Origin of the sequence: Microcoleus sp. AR_TQ3_B6, assembly GCF_036702785.1 — a bacterium.
In the GTDB taxonomy this organism is placed as follows: Bacteria; Cyanobacteriota; Cyanobacteriia; order Cyanobacteriales; family Microcoleaceae; genus Microcoleus.
Window position 1 is genome coordinate 13,829 of the sequence record NZ_JAUBVJ010000097.1, and the last position, 15,098, is coordinate 28,926.

The 15,098-nt window shown below is 47.5% G+C and carries 12 protein-coding genes; 2 read left to right on the top strand and 10 right to left on the bottom strand.

Annotation, left to right across the window (positions count from 1 at the left end):
* Positions 1 to 902 precede the first annotated feature (902 nt).
* Positions 903 to 1,766 carry a pentapeptide repeat-containing protein gene (locus QUB56_RS30900; RefSeq protein WP_332960168.1) on the top strand — a complete coding sequence of 288 codons (864 nt, stop codon included), beginning with the start codon at positions 903 to 905 and terminating at the stop codon, positions 1,764 to 1,766.
* A 371-nt stretch (positions 1,767 to 2,137) separates the two neighbouring features.
* On the opposite strand, the gene QUB56_RS30905 is transcribed toward QUB56_RS30900, so the two are convergent.
* The 7 genes from QUB56_RS30905 to QUB56_RS30935 form a co-directional block, all read right to left on the bottom strand.
* On the bottom strand, positions 2,138 to 3,352 hold the full coding sequence (locus QUB56_RS30905) for an FAD-dependent oxidoreductase (protein WP_332960169.1): 1,215 nt from the start codon (positions 3,350 to 3,352) through the stop codon (positions 2,138 to 2,140).
* A gap of 439 nt (positions 3,353 to 3,791) precedes the next feature.
* The gene (locus tag QUB56_RS30910; protein WP_332960170.1) at positions 3,792 to 5,324 is read right to left on the bottom strand and encodes an NAD(P)/FAD-dependent oxidoreductase; all 1,533 of its coding nucleotides are present in this window, start codon (positions 5,322 to 5,324) and stop codon (positions 3,792 to 3,794) included.
* 301 nt (positions 5,325 to 5,625) lie between these two features.
* The gene (locus QUB56_RS30915) at positions 5,626 to 6,111 is read right to left on the bottom strand and encodes a CRR6 family NdhI maturation factor (protein ID WP_332960171.1); all 486 of its coding nucleotides are present in this window, start codon (positions 6,109 to 6,111) and stop codon (positions 5,626 to 5,628) included.
* 205 nt (positions 6,112 to 6,316) lie between these two features.
* Positions 6,317 to 8,263 carry a DUF3685 domain-containing protein gene (locus QUB56_RS30920; protein ID WP_332960172.1) on the bottom strand — a complete coding sequence of 649 codons (1,947 nt, stop codon included), beginning with the start codon at positions 8,261 to 8,263 and terminating at the stop codon, positions 6,317 to 6,319.
* 47 nt (positions 8,264 to 8,310) lie between these two features.
* Positions 8,311 to 10,491 (bottom strand): hypothetical protein, encoded by a 2,181-nt coding sequence (locus QUB56_RS30925; protein WP_332960173.1) that lies wholly within the window; start codon positions 10,489 to 10,491, stop codon positions 8,311 to 8,313.
* Positions 10,492 to 10,878: 387 nt separating this feature from the next.
* Positions 10,879 to 12,084, bottom strand: coding sequence for an RNA-guided endonuclease TnpB family protein (locus QUB56_RS30930; RefSeq protein WP_332960174.1), 1,206 nt, complete (start codon positions 12,082 to 12,084; stop codon positions 10,879 to 10,881).
* A 502-nt stretch (positions 12,085 to 12,586) separates the two neighbouring features.
* On the bottom strand, positions 12,587 to 13,051 hold the full coding sequence (locus tag QUB56_RS30935; RefSeq protein ID WP_332960175.1) for a Fur family transcriptional regulator: 465 nt from the start codon (positions 13,049 to 13,051) through the stop codon (positions 12,587 to 12,589).
* Positions 13,052 to 13,171: 120 nt separating this feature from the next.
* Between QUB56_RS30935 and QUB56_RS30940 the strand changes: the two genes are divergently transcribed.
* The gene (locus tag QUB56_RS30940; RefSeq protein WP_332960176.1) at positions 13,172 to 13,300 is read left to right on the top strand and encodes a hypothetical protein; all 129 of its coding nucleotides are present in this window, start codon (positions 13,172 to 13,174) and stop codon (positions 13,298 to 13,300) included.
* Here the strand turns inward: QUB56_RS30940 and QUB56_RS30945 are convergent.
* From QUB56_RS30945 to QUB56_RS30955, 3 genes are all read right to left on the bottom strand, one after another.
* Entirely contained in the window at positions 13,281 to 14,246 is a 966-nt protein-coding gene (locus QUB56_RS30945; RefSeq protein ID WP_332960177.1) for an Hpt domain-containing protein, read from the bottom strand. The two genes, QUB56_RS30940 and QUB56_RS30945, sit on opposite strands and share 20 nt — an antisense overlap.
* Before the next feature lie 181 nt (positions 14,247 to 14,427).
* Positions 14,428 to 14,682: a hypothetical protein gene (locus QUB56_RS30950; protein ID WP_332960178.1), complete on the bottom strand. Its 255-nt coding sequence runs from the start codon at positions 14,680 to 14,682 to the stop codon at positions 14,428 to 14,430.
* Positions 14,683 to 14,846: 164 nt separating this feature from the next.
* Positions 14,847 to 14,999: a hypothetical protein gene (locus QUB56_RS30955; protein ID WP_332960179.1), complete on the bottom strand. Its 153-nt coding sequence runs from the start codon at positions 14,997 to 14,999 to the stop codon at positions 14,847 to 14,849.
* Positions 15,000 to 15,098 lie beyond the last annotated feature (99 nt).

Consider the following 15,098-nt stretch of genomic DNA (forward strand, 5'->3'; position numbering starts at 1 on the left):
GACTCAGGATAACATAGACTGACAGATCTGCCTAACTGCTAGTAGAGAGGGCGATCCGATACAGCTCTTACTCGCTGTTCGTTTTGTACAATCTGCAATAAATTATTATCCCCTAGGTTTTGAACCTATAGCCTCTACCGTTAGGCATATCGATCAATCCCAGAAGTACAATGTCTGAAATTACTTTTCACCCCGCTCGACTCAGGAAAATCTTGAAAAGCGCGATCGTCGTAGAACAGCAGCGAGACAACCGAGCACAATTCTCACTTATTAAGCTGTTCACATCTAATTTTAATTAAAAATGAGAGTAGATAAAATATGGAGGTGTTACTATGCAAGCCTTCGCGACACCGGGCGCGAAAACAACGAACAAGTTTGCAGTCTTAGTTAAAAAAAGCTGTTCGCCACAGTTGGCAACAAGCATATTAATTTTACTATGGATGGATGAGGAAAAACCTCTCCCGAAAGTAGTAACTTTTTAGCTGGTAGCTATAGCACAGTAGCATATTTGTCTGTTGATCGAGACAGGGATCATCAAGAATCACGGCGCGACAGAGGTGAAAAAGGTAATTATACAAAACTTATTAATGAATATATAGAGTTGTAAATACAAAACGTTTGAGAGTTTTTAAGTGCCAACCTTATAATAAGGTTTTCAGGGCGCTCCTATAAAAACACGCAACGCTTGCCGAGGCACAAAATCTTTCAAGGGAAAATCAAGGGTTTCAGACTACCACCTAAAAACAGTCGGGACTATGGAAAAAGCACGAAGAATATTTAGAAATATAAAGTTAATGTCCAGCTTTCTTCAAAGTGCGATCGTATCCGCTCGGTTAGAGATAAAATACTTATAAAGAGTGCATACTTCTACATAAATTTCCCCTATTAGGAATCTAACCACTATGGAAGTAACCGAGCTGCTCAAAGACTACGAAAATGGAAAGAGAGACTTTGCTGACGCAAACCTCAGCGGAGCAAACCTCAGCGGAGCCATCTTAGTTGGGATAAACCTTTCGAGGGCTAACCTGTCGGGAGCTAACCTGACTCGGGCGCATCTCACCAAAGCAGAACTCAACGGCGCAAACCTTTGCAGGGCAAATCTCAGTTTTGCCAAAATGGGCCAAGCCAGACTAGCGGACGCAGAACTCACGAAAGCCAATATCAACGGAGCTTTCCTCGTCAAAGCAAAACTGCCCAGGGCAAAGTTGAGTGGCGCCCAACTCGTAGGTAGCAACCTGCGGAGCGCTATCCTCTGGAACGCCAATTTGTGTACAGCCGACCTGCAATTCATCAACCTGCGGGGTGCGAACCTCACGGGAGCAAACCTCAACTGGGCAAACTGCGGAGGGGCAAAACTCAGCGGTGCAAAGCTTTTTGGCGCTCAACTAACAGGCATCAATCTCAGGAAAGCTTACATCAATGGCATCGACCTGAGCAGGACAGATCTAAATGGCGTCAACCTGAGCGAAGCCAAACTCAACGGGGTAAACTTGGAAGGCTCGAACTTATTAGCGGCCAATCTCAGCGGAGCTCAGTTGCGGGGCGTCAAGTTGAGGGGAGCAGATTTAACCAGGGCAAATCTGGCGGGAGTTTCTTTGGTGCAGGCAAACCTAGATTGGGCTAGGCTCTACTATGCAGACTTGAGCGAAGCCGACTTGAGCGGCGCCACATTCATGGGAGCCAACTTTGAGGGTACTGAGTTAGGCGGCTCAACCGCATATGTGAGCAATGATGTCTACTTAAGGGCGGATTGTGTCGCAGCTTAGCCAGCAGCAAAAATTAATCTCGCATCGGAGTCGGCCACTCTCGCATTAGTTTAACTTTTGATGCAAACATCATGACTTTTGTGAGAGTGCTGCATCGGCAATAACTTTATATCATTTCCGGTTACACCGGAATGATGTTGACTGTTGACTGTTCACGGTCAATAGTCAACAGTGAACTCAAATTTACTATTCCGATGCTAACGGATTTGATATTACCGATATTTGCGAGAGTTTGTAGCATCACAATTGATATCGTTTCCGGTTGCATGGGAACGATCGAGTCTCGGTCAATAATTCCACATTCCCCCATGGACCACGGACCACTCCCAACGGACGATCGTGTCGCTCGTGCCACCGGAATTGATATGAGTTCACCCAATTAATTTCGCGACTCGCAAAGCAGAGGTAATAGCTCCTTCGTGCAAACCATCCCCCAAATAAGCTCCCGCATGATAGGTGTTGTTCTCGCCATTAGTCTCGATAACTTCATCTCGATATCCAAAAGACTCGACAGTGTACAGCGGCGTGTGATGTTTCTGAATGTGAATAATGTCCTTTTTGGCGATCGACTCCTCGAGTTGAAAAGCTAAACTGTACTCTCGTGGGGATGAGATGCCGCAAAGTTGATTCAAGCTCGCATTATATCCCCATCCGTGGTCCGTCTCGAAAAAATCAAATTCTGATAACTTGCGGATACCGTAGCGATCGTACATTGATGTATCCGAATGCAGCACAGTCGTGGCATAATTGGCTTTCCACGCCGAAAACCGCTTCGTTTCCGCATCCGTCGGATCGGACAACAGCCTCATCACTTGGTCTGGTGGCATCGCAAACACCACCTTATCAAATTCCTGACTCTCCCCATTAGAAAGCACAATTTTTACAGCATCAGCACTTCTGAAAGTCTGGGCAATCTCCACATTCAGCCGTATATCGCCCTTAAACCGCTCCAGAATCTTTTCAATGTAAGAATACACCCCGCCTTTAATCCTCACCCAGTTGACCATGGCATAGTCGCGCAGAACAGGCAGCGCCAATTCGGCGGGAAAATTGTCGAGCGATTCAAAGGGTATCGAGTAGCTGTACATCGTCAGCAACTTCAGCCAATAATTGCGGATGTTGGAGCTTTTCAAACTCTGAGAAAGCGGCACACCGTAGAAATCGTGCTGTTTAGCAAACCGCATTTTTAAAATAAATGCAGCCGAACGAGCGTAGAGACTATCGAGCCGCAAATACTCGATCAGGCGTTGGATTCCGGTAAAATTTTTCCGGATAGAGACCTTAGACAAAAAGTGCTCGCCATCTTTAAGAAACAGCGCGGAACCAATCTGCACGGGTTCTAGTTCAACGCCTAGCTCCTGCATCAAAGCCACGAAATTGTAAAATACAGTGGGAAATTCCAGCACCCCATTTTCTAATATTTCATTGCAGTCCGATTGATTTGGCGCAACATTTTTGTTGAGCGTCCGAATGTGTCCGCCTAAAATCGGCTGCTTTTCCAACACAGTGACGTGATGCCCCTGTTTATCGAGCCAGTAGGCTGCTGCCATACCGCTCGCTCCGCCCCCAACAATTGCAATTCTCATAGTTCACTCCTAGATTGATAGAAGGAAGATGGAAGATGGAAGATGGAAGATGGAAGATGGAAGAAGAAAGAAGGAAGAAGAAGAAGGAAGAAATTCTCGTTTCCAGGTTCTACGTGGAAACGCATTTCAGTCTGGCTGTGCCTCGTCATTTTTAAGAGGAGGCAGAGCCTCCAGAAATTCATTCCTTGGCAGAGCCAAGGAATGAGATAAATTCTCGTTTCCAGGTTCTACGTGGAAACGCATTTCAGTCTGGCTGTGCCTCGTCATTTTTAAGAGGAGGCAGAGCCTCCAGAAATTCATTCCTTGGCAGAGCCAAGGAACGAGATAATGAGAGCAGAAATCAGAGATTTTTAAGATGAGGCAGAGCAAGAGTGAAATTCATTCCTTGGCAAAGCCAAGGAACGAGAGAAACAGGAAAATAACCAATTGCCAATTTTCCTTAGCCTAAAATCGCATCGCCGGATAAACGTTGATAAAGCAGCGCCCCCGTCCAAAATGTCGGCGCAAAGCCTGGATAGCCCGACGAGGCGTTGCAGAAATAGAAATTGTTGAGGGATGTTTCATGATTTAGTCGATCGACCCCCATGTTGCGCGGCGTCAGGCTGGAACCGTAGGAATTACCGTTAGGACACCAACAGAAGCGCTCGTTAGTCGTCGGACTTCCGGTAATATGAAAGACCATGTGTTTGCGGAAATTCGGCACATAGTGTTTTTCTACTACATCTAAAATCGAGTCCAGAATCTCTTGTTTCTTCTGTCTGTAAGCTTTGCGATCGCTATCCCAAAGCTGTTTAAAATAGCTGTAATTAGCAACAGTCAGAAATTCTACAATTTGACAATCTTCTGGACAATCCCCCCGTGTTTCCGTCAGTAAAGTTGGCGTTGTAATTGCAAAACTCGGACGAGAAAAATTATTTTGCTCATACATTTGAGCAAACGCTTCATTTAGATCCAAGTGCTCAGAATGAAACGTATTCCACTTGCCAAATCCATAGTCTCGGAGATCGATATCTTTGACAACGCAGTACACCATGTAGTTAGATGCAGAATACTCATAGTTGAGTTTCCGCCGCACTTTTTTAGAGAACAGTTCCTCTCCAATCATCTTGGCAGCTCTTTTCGGGTCAAGGTTGCATATCACCGTGTCGCCCGTGAATTCATGGCTTTGATGCGTGGTCAAATCCATCGCTTCAACTCCCGTTACTGTTCTGTTTGTCACCCTAAAATTAGTGACTTCATGGTTTAGTCGAACTTTCCCCCCGTTGGATTCAATGACATTAACTAAAGAATTGATGACATCTTCAAAATGCTGCGTCGGGTAAAATGCACCTTCTTGATAGCCTCTAAACAAGGCAATCCAAGCATAGAAAGAAAGCTGATTGGGAGGCAGCAAAAAGTCCGGCCATTGCAGGGCTAATAGGGTTTGGGCGGCTTGCGGGAGTTGGAACTTGTCGAAAACGTCCTGAAGTGTACTGTTGAGGTGTTGGACGGCACAGAATACGTCACCGAAATTTTTGAGCAATTCAATTGGTTTGACGGGAGGAGCGAGTTTTCTGAGTCCTTCGCCGGTTTTCTCGACTTCGTTGACGAATTGGCGAATTCTCTCGCTCGCTTCGGGAAACAGCGCGGACAATCTGCGGATCAGTTCCTCTGGTTCGGAGGGAATATCCAGCGCATACCCCGGCATTCTCATGTGGTCGTAGCCATTCGGATCGTAGCGTTCAAAGGTGACATCTCGATCGAGACCGAGTTTTTTGAGAACTCGATTGACTGTATGTCCTTCGCCGCAGTCCCAAACGTAGTGGAATTGGGCATTAAAGGTGTATTTTTTGGCCATCGTAAAGGTGTGACCAAAGCCTCCGGGATGCTCGTGAGCTTCGAGGATGTGTACGGTTTTGCCGGAGTTTGCCATCAATGCTCCGAAAACCAGTGCTGATAAACCACTGCCGACGATGAGGTAATCTGTTTTCATGGTAAATTTCCTCGATCGATTGAATGGGGCGATCGTTCTCTCTTTAAACTAACTATCAATTCTGAGAAAATTCTGAAGTCGAGCAACAATTTTTTGAGGGGCGCTGGTTTAAGGATTTCTTAAAGTTTGAGTACGGCTGCTGTTAAGCTTAATTAAGCTGTTGTGGATAGAAATTATAGCTGCGGAGGCGGACTGGAAAGCCCGCCCCATAAGGGAAGAAATCGGGTTTATACCTTTGTTCTCAGTCTTAAAGTATATTAGCTTACCTAATTAGCAGTATGTTAATTAGAGGCGCGATCGCTTACTTGTGCGGCACAATCACATCAAAAAAAGCATCCTCCAAATCATAACCAAACATCTGCGACATCGCCATCAACTTCGATTTACTGGGGATTCCCTGCTGATTCAACCAATCAGTCAACACAAAAATTTTGTTCATCAAAAACATTTCCAAAGCTTCAGGATTGTACTGAATACCTTGGGTGCGGTGGAACTGGTGCGGCACCAACATCGCGGCATAGCGGGCCAATTCTCCCGCTTTCCAATCCAGCAAAAATGGCAGCCAAGGGTAACAAGCATCCAAGCGAATAAACCACAGCCGCACTTCGGGAATTTCTGAAATTTCTCGCGGATCTAACTCTTCGCGCGGATACTCAATTTCAAATTGTAGCTGTTGTTCGTTTTGGGCGATCGCTCCTTCGGCCAGCCACTTTTCAATCACAGTCCGCACCGGAGACAAATCTAAACTGTTTATGCGATCGGCATCTATCGATATCATAATACTCATAAAAAGTCACCCTTATACCATTAACTTTTATCTATAATACCACCTATTACCAATTGTATCCAATCTGTTAAACCCCGTACACTAGAACTGTTGCAGGCCTTCGCAAAATATCTTGAAAGGCATCGGCGTTAATCCCCGTTAATCAGCGGTTTCCCTCTTGCATCAAAGATTTATGCAATCTTTTCTACTACTCGTTGCCGAAGCATTACCCATTTTTTCCAAACTTGTTATCTTGCAAAGAATTACCTATACCCTGGATAATTCCCCGCCCGATCAAACCAATTCCCCGCCCTATAACCTGAGTCAAAACGTAAACAACGCCAGCACCCAACAGCGAAATAACCGCCCGAACTCTAGGTGCGATCGCATCCCTGGTTTCCAGCAGCAAAGTCAAGGCTAACTGCCACCCAGAAAGCTGTGCTAACTCCAGATTTCTCGGAGCATAAATAGAAATTCTCTTAATTCCCGAATCGCCCAAAACAAACAGCAAAAACCTGCTTTCAAAAATAGCTTTCGGCTCCACAAAATAGCTATCCCAGCGATATCTCCACGACAAATTATTCCGAAACCGCTCAATTTCTCGTGTCGAAATCAACTTACCATCGTAAAAAATTTGCTTGATTTCTTCAATATTCGCCAAATTATTTAGCAGAGGCTGTACCGCTCCGCTAGCAACTTGAATTGCCAAATTTTCTAACAAAGCTTCAGCTCGCTGCATCGCTGCCGGGCTGCCAGCAACACAAGAAATATTGTCAACTGTTAGAGGAATTTCAAATAGCAAATGTCCAAACAAATCAACTGTCATCGGTATTTTGTCAAGGATTTGTGCTGCAACTACATCCGCATCTGCCAGCAGCATAGGCACAACTTCTACACCGCTGCCTGCCAAGATATCAGCAGCGCTTCCCCCTTGACTTTCTGCCAGTTCCAAGCTTGTTTGACTGCTATCAAAAACCCGAGTTTCTCCCGTTTGCAGTGTATAGTATCTCCCAAAATAATCTATGATTGTCGCCTCCCACAAATCCCGTAAAATAGCAGGCATTTTTTGCGACAATTGAGTTTGCTGCACTTGCGAAAAGCGCAATTCCTCCAGCAAATCCTCTAACTTCCGCAGGATGGAACTCATCAATTCGCGCTTTTTGGTCGATCGCAAAATATCGATTTCCAAAGGCAAGCCAGTCAAATTCACCAAATCAAACTGCAATTTACCCGCAACGGAGTCAAACAAGCTACCTTGCCAATTAGTTGCCACCACCAAAGATTCACCCGAAACTTGGGAATTTGCTAATTGCGATTGAGAATTATTTAACAAATTCTCGCCTCTAATTTCTGCTTTCTCTCCTCTGCCTTCTCCCCTCTGCTTTCTGCCTTCTCTCCTCTGCTTTCTGCCGAATGTCTTCTCCACTTTTCCCAATAATAACTGACTGACAATCCAGCGAGCTGCCAGCAATTCTCGGCGGCGCCCGCTGAGTACAACCCCATCTAAAATAGAGGGTAAATCTGTCGCATCTGCCGCTTTAACCTCTTCCAAATCAGCTTGGACAACCGCCAAAGCTGCATCTATTTCCCGCAGTCCAGATCGACAAAAATAAGCCAGAATTTTTTTGTGTACTGGCGTATCAACTGTCGGATTATCTGCATTTTTCTCTGCAATTGCTGCGGAGTTTTCTAGTGTTTGAACCACCGCTGCATTTAGTTCTATTTCCGGGTTAGTGTCCGCATCCGTCGCCCAATAAGTGCGACCAGATGCCACCGCACGAATAGCTTCGATTGTCAAGGAAATATCTCTACCTTTAGGACAATAGCCATTCGCGCCCGCCGTCTGTACCTGCGCCAACAGCTCCGGTGTCAGCGGCCCGCCTAGCAGCAACAGGGGCAGGTTGGGGTATAAACTTTTGAGTTCGCGACAAAAAGCCAGGGCCTCTGTTTGGTTCGCTCGCCAATTTAAAGTCTCAACAGCCAAAATTGCCAAATCTGCGGGCTTCTTAGCTGCAAAGGAGCCGATCGAGCGAGCTTCTAGAATCCGCAAACCCTCGGTTCCCCTTGAAAGCTCTGCTACAACTTCCAAGTCTGGATACTGCTCGATCGCAACTCGCAGCCCCAGCCGGAAAATGGGGTCGCCATCGATCGTCAGCACTTGGAAATTACTCACTTGATTTTAGATTTGAGATTTTAGAGACCAATCGCGCAAAAACCCAATTACTCGGGGATCAAATTACCATCAGGAGGCCCAGCCGATTGAGGAATCGAGGGCGGCGCGGGTTCCGGAGCCGGAGGAGGAGGCTCTGGAGCCGGAGCCGGGGCCTGTTGTCTCGCGGGCGGATAGTAAGGTTCCGGCTCCCTTGCGGGCGGATAGTAAGGTTCCGGCTCCCTTGCGGGCGGATAGTAAGGTTCCGGCTCGGGAGCCGGGGCCTGTTGTCTCGCAGGCGGATAGTAAGGCTCCGGAGGAGGCACCTCCTCCTGCTGTCGCGGAGCCGGTGCGTACTCCTGCTGTCGCGGAGCCGGTACGTACTCCTGTCGCGGAGCTGGCGCGTACTCCTGTGCAGGAGCTGGCGCGTACTCGGGAGCTGGCTCCGGCGGCGGTGCAGAGTTGGCTCTAAGTTCAGCACTCCAGCGCCCGATCGCACCTGCCGCCTCTGAATACAGCGCCCTACCGTAACCGATTTGGGAAGCCGTATCGATCGCCGCTCCTAGACTGCCTTGAGACGCCAATTCCGAAGCTCGATCGAGAATCGGTCGGTCTTGAGCAACTTGCAGTTCGCTCACCCACTGATAGAGATTATCCTGAGCTTTCGCGTACAAAGTCCTACCGCTCTTAATTTGCGAAGCTTTTTCAATAGCAGCGCTAAGTTTTCCTTGCTTGGCCAAGGCGATGGCTTCATCCAAAAAAGGCTGATCTTCAATAACTTCTATGCGTTTGGTCCACTGAGCCAAGAGAGTTTGCGCTTCTATCCTGCGGGGGCGGTTTTGAGCAATCAGAACTACCTGAGCGATAGCGCCCTTGAGTCCTTCCACCGTTTGCGCTTGGGCCAACTGCTTCGCCAGAGTCAGAAAAGATTCGTCTTCGATCCGCTGAATTTCCCGGCGCCAAGCAGCCACCAAAGTTTGAGCGTGAATCCGCCGCGGCTGCTTGATTCCGATGGTTTGCGCTTGCTCGATCGCGAGTCCAAACGTCGGTATCTGACCGAAACTCGCGATCGTACTCGCCACTTGCAGCCGCAGCAAATCTTCAAACTGCACCTGCAAATTTTCAATTTGAGCTTGAGCCTGCTTGTACAGAGGGCGACCCGGAGCGATTTTGCTAGCAGCCCCCCGCCCTTCCAGCAAGCTAAAAATGTGTTGCGCCAGCGGGGTTGATATCGACTGGTTCCAGGTCACTGCCTGAGCCCTACCCAACTGCATCAAATCTTGAGCTTCCGCAAACAGCGGCGAATCCTGCGGCACCACAGAAGCAGCCTCGATCGCTCCCGGCAGGTCTTTTGCCGCCAACCGCTTAGTAGCCATTGCCAGCAAAGTCCGGCTCCAGCCCTCAATTTCCTTCTCAGCTTTAGCGCGGGCAAAAAGCTGCGAGTCTATTTTACGAGCCAGGACGATCGCCTCAGCAAACTTTTGCGGAGTTCCGTCCTTCGCCAAATCTCTCGCCTCTTGCAAGCGCTGCCAGCCGTTTCTTTCCAAAGAAATCTGCTGGATCAGCTCGTTGTAGCGCTTCTGACTCCAGAAAACATTTTCCAGCTTGAACAGAGCCTGAGCATAATCCCAAGCCTTCCTTAAATCCTCACTTTTCAAAGCTGCTAGGGCTGTATCGTAGAGTTTTTGGCCCTCCTGCCAATTTTTTTCCCAAGCAGTAACAGCCTCCTGGACCTCTGGGTAAGACGGGCTGGTTTTGGGAATTTTCGCCACAATTTCCAGAGCGCCTTTCAAATCGCCCACCTCAATTTTTGCCCTGGCAAATCCCAGAATGGCTTTCGACCATTCTCCTATCAAATGTTGACCCTGCGAGTAGAGCGGATGTTCTTTCGGCCAAGCCTGCACCAGTGTCATTGCCGCTTCTAGCTGTTCTAGCTTGCCTGACTTAGCTGCTTGTTGAGCGCAGTAAAGTCGCTCTCCATCCGCCGCCAGTGGCGACAGTTGCTGGCAATTGGGCGGCGGCGGCATCGTCAGCAACCACAAAAATGCAGCGGCCCCGGTTACTCCAAATCCCACCAGGAGACTCAGCCAGATAAGTTGCCACTGCCAAAAAGTTCTTTTTCCCTCGGTTGGCCTGGCCGTTACTGAGGAACTCGCATCGCCTGTCGCCTCTGCACTGAACTGTGCCGTGGGTTTTGGGGATGGGTTGTATTGCGGTGGTGTGTGGAATTGGTCAGATTGTCGTCTCGCCATTACTTCAGCCTGTCCTGTAATGCGCACTCTTCACGTGACACTCCCACATCAAATCATAGATAGTGATGTCGGCTTCTGACTCCTGTTAAGGAGATCGAGAACTTCCTTCAAGGTACTGGCAATCTTTCCCTCTAGGGCGTTTTATAGTGAGGTTCGTGTCTGACCCCACTGGTTGCTTCTGAGCATTTTCGGCTCAAGAAGCACGTAAATCATACCAGTTATCAAAGAGTTATTCACAGATCCCGGGGCCGTTTAGCAAAAAAAACAGTATAAAGCCCCCGTCAGTCGCTCAATTTTAGATTTTAGATTTTAGATTTTAGATTTTACTCCGCAGATAAATTTGGAGCGGCTTAAGTAAGGTGTGAATTACCCGACGTTCATCTGAGTTCAGATAGAACGCGGGCTTCCCAATTCAACCGCAACAGCCTCTACAGTAGTAGACTTGCGTCCATACCGTTTTGGTCTTACATTGCGTCCAAGGGCAGTAGCGCTGATTCCCAACGCCAAAATCCGTAAGCCTTCATTTCTGATATTGATCGCCGCATTCACATCTCGGTCATGTCGCTGATTGCAACGAGGGCAATCAAACGAGCGGACACACAGATCCATCTTTGGGATTTGTAGCAGCGTATTTGAGCAAAGGTGAGAAGAGGGAAAAAACCTGCCTATTTCTAGATAAGTCTTGCCGTCAAACTCTGCTTTGTATTTGAGCATGGTGCAAAACATTCCCCAACCTGCATCACTAATTGCCTTGGCAAGGTTATGATTTTTGACCATGTTTTTCACTGCTAGATTTTCCACCACGATAACTTGGTTTTCGTTAACTGTCTTACGGGACAGCTTGTGGAGGAAATCCGAGCGCACTCTCGAAATTTTAGAATGCACTTTTGCCACAGCAATACGAGCTTTACGCCGCTTGTTCGTGGTCTTATCCTTTTTGCGAGATAGCTTTCGCTGTTTGCGTTTTAAGTTAAGCTCATGCTTCTTAAGATGCCGTGGGTTTTGGTATTTTGAGCCATCCGAAGTGACGGCAAAATCAATCAGCCCCAAGTCAAGCCCAATCGTCTTGCCTTCACTACTGGGTTCTGGCGAGTCAAGACCATCCTCGACCAATAGCGAAGCATAATAGCGACCATCAGGCATCCTCGACACCGTAACAGTCCTCAACTTTCCTTCTATGTCTCGATGAACCTTAGCTTTTACCGTTCCTAAGTAACCTGGGAATTTAATTTCGCCTTGGCTCAATAGTTTGACATTTGCGGGATATTGAAGGGATTGCCGACCATGGCGATTTTTGAAAGATGGATAACCAGTACGTCCGTCAAAAAAGTTAATGAACGCTTGAGATAGATTTAGCACAGATTGCTGAAGACATTGTGAATAGCAAGTTTTTAGCCATTCGTGTTCAGCTTTCCAGAACGGGATCTGCTTTTTCATATCAAGAGCAGACAAACCTTTACCCGTCTCTTTGTAAGCTATTGACATAGCCGCAAGTGACTGATTCCAGACCCAACGGGCACACCCAAAAGCTTGAGCCAAATGAGCTTGCTGTGCATCCGTGGGGTAAAGTCTGACCTTGACTGCTTTTAACATTTCATTATGTTAACACGGTTTACAGAACATGATAAATAATAGGGTGGTGGCATAGATTATTTGCAAAGTCGGCGGGGCATCGAACCCCTTGACTCGCACAGCGAATATCCCGTCGCTCAAGGTCGTACCATGTTTGGCGCGGGGCTTCCCGCGACTAAGCTAAATTTGGCTCAGAAATTCCCTTTATTAAGACTCAGCGCTTTCAAGCGCAACTACACAAAACAAACTTTCGTCCACTCCCAGCGGGCTAAAAAATTAAGGGGTACTAAAGCCGGATTCCGTCTAAACTCTTACGTGTAGGGGGTAGAACTGATTTTTTTGGTTGAGTCGTAAATTTTATTGCCGCGCGCCAAACTTGGCGATCGAGTTTCACTCTTCACGCTGTGTGCCAAATTCCGGTGCGCTACGGCAAAAAGCCCGATCGAGCGCAGCTAAATACTTGAATCAATTTAGACGACCGATAGACCGAGCAAAAAGATCGGTTTTGCTTCCTATTTATCGGTTACGAAGCTTTTGGCGTATCGCTGACACTCGATGCTTCGGTGGCGGACTCTGCCGTTTTATACCCGTAGAAATCTATCCGGTAGTCTACAATTTTGACACCAGTTTGCTGTTGGATTTGTTCGATCAAGTCGATCGGCAGTTCCACATGAACGTCCAGAATCTGAGCCGTATCAAGACAGTTGACGTGAGAGTGAGAGTCGCTGACATTGCCGTACAAGCGTCCCTCCGAGCGTTCTATGCACTCAATAATCCCTTCTCTCGACAAAGCTTCTAGATTTTGATAAACAGAAGTATGACCGATCGAATGCGCTTGTTGGTTCAGGCGATCGTAAATTTCGCGAGCCGAGAGGTGTTCTTTTGCCTCCCACAAAAGTTCTAGAATAAATCGACGCTGGCGGCTCAAGCGCATTCCCATCGCCTGACAGCGATTTAAAGCATCTTCTAATGAACGAATTGGTTTCACAGCTACCGCCTTATAAAGCCTGATCGATTTTTAATTCTGGTACAATATTGCACGCCCACATATCCACTAATTCTAACGCAGGGTTGCCCAACAGTAGAAGGTAGAGGGCAAAAAACTCGAATGAGTGAATTTTTTCGAGTTGCTGCTCAACGAGCGACTGCCAGCACCCACCACCAAATTATCCGTCTCACAAATATTGCTGTGACTCTATCTTCTACGGCAACAACTCCTAGTTTGAGGATGCTCTGAGGGCCTGAACGAGTAACTTGGCGATTTCCGAGAGTTGCTTTTTGTTGAAAGTTTTGAGCAAAAGGTTGACTACCGCCTTCGGTTCTGCGGGAAGTGCTACTTGCTTCGACGCTGCTGGGGCTGCTGGGGCGCTTGCCTCTGCTGCTTTTGGGCTTGCTGCCAAAAGTAGCAAATTTTTACTCGGAACGATCGCCTTGACTTTCCCGCCTTGCACCAAATCCCCAGCTTCCTTGAGTTCCTTGATAATCAGCGGAGCTAAGACTTTATAAGAGTTTTTGGGATTAACGATCGCCGCTCTAGCTGTTTTAACTAAATTTTGCCAAGTCTCAATTTTACCTCCCAACTTATAGAGGCGAACGCACACAGCCGTCAACTCAGAGCGACTAGCAGCCGATTCTTTCTGCTTGAACACCTGCAACATTTCTTTAAGTAAAGTCATCACTTCAACAGCAAAATTCGCCGGCACAGCGCCCGCTGTTGGAGCGGCGGGCGCACCAGACCCAGCAGCAACCGCCTCCTCTTTGCCCGATGCCAATTTATCGAGGTGAGTTTCCAGTTGAGCAAAAAGAGGCATCACCTCCTGCACGAGTTTTTCTCCCTCTTCATTCCTCAAGCCGAAAGGCCCCTCCAGTCGCCCCAGCAAGTCCTTAAGCGTATCAACTCCCCTTAAAAATAGGGATTCTGCCGTTTGGTCAACCTGCTTGACGGGCCCGTCCTTGAGGACCTTAAAACAATCTTCCAGGCGGTGAGCGGTTGTTTTAATACTATCTAAGCCGAGCATAGCCGCCCCTCCTTTCACGGAATGGGCGGCTCGAAACATCTCTTGGACGCTTTCGGGGTCTTTCATAGTGGACTTTAAATCCACTAAACCATTTTCTAGAGTATCGAGGTGCTCCTTAGCCTCCTCTATAAACAAACGCATTATTCGGTCTTGCTGATCTGACACGACAGTCCTCCTAACAATCTCAGCACCCTCCAGAAAGCACCCTCTTGGCGGGAGAAAACGCGACTCCTGGCTACAGTCGGAAGCTCCCATCCAAAACATTCTAGCCTGCCTCAGCTAGCAGACTCAAAATACGGGTGTTGGGGAAATCTTAGCTTTAAAACTGGTGCGGTGGAGATTGAGTCTAGAGTTCTGAGGGAGTATCGGGAGCAATTTCAATGCCCATTCCTTGTTTCATCATCTGCTGATCCGTAATCAAGTCGTTTAACTCCTTGACTTCGACGCCGATGTCTTGGCAAGCCTCTTTCAGTTCCCGCTCGAAGGTGTTGAGGTCGCTTCCGTAGCCGCAGAGCTTCGCGGCTGTGGCGATTCCTTGTTGGGCGTTAGCTTTGGCGCAGTCGATCAATTCAAGGCCTTTGAGGGGTTGGGAGGATGCCATAATTTCAAGCCACAATTTATCTTTTCTCCCACTCTACCTAGAACGTTGAGGTCGATCGATCTATCGAAAGGCATGAAAAATTCTGCCTGTGCTGCGTGTTGCCAATTCATAGTTACTTTTTGGGATTGCCTGCCAAGATGGCAGTAGTTGGGATTTTCTAACCTTTACTGTGCCTCACCTATATTGGGTCTTGGATGCAGGTACACACTAGACTCCAATTGCCAGCATTCGCTCTCAAGACTTGAAATTATCGGCGTTGCATCTGCGGTTTCCCGATCGATCGAAGATTTATGCAATAAGTCTACTATCTTCACCATGCAGTATGCCCGCAGCTACTACGGAATGAAAATTTAATAACTTTAGCGTCTGCTAAATAGTCGGAACTGCACGATAATTCCATTTGGGTAGATATTCAT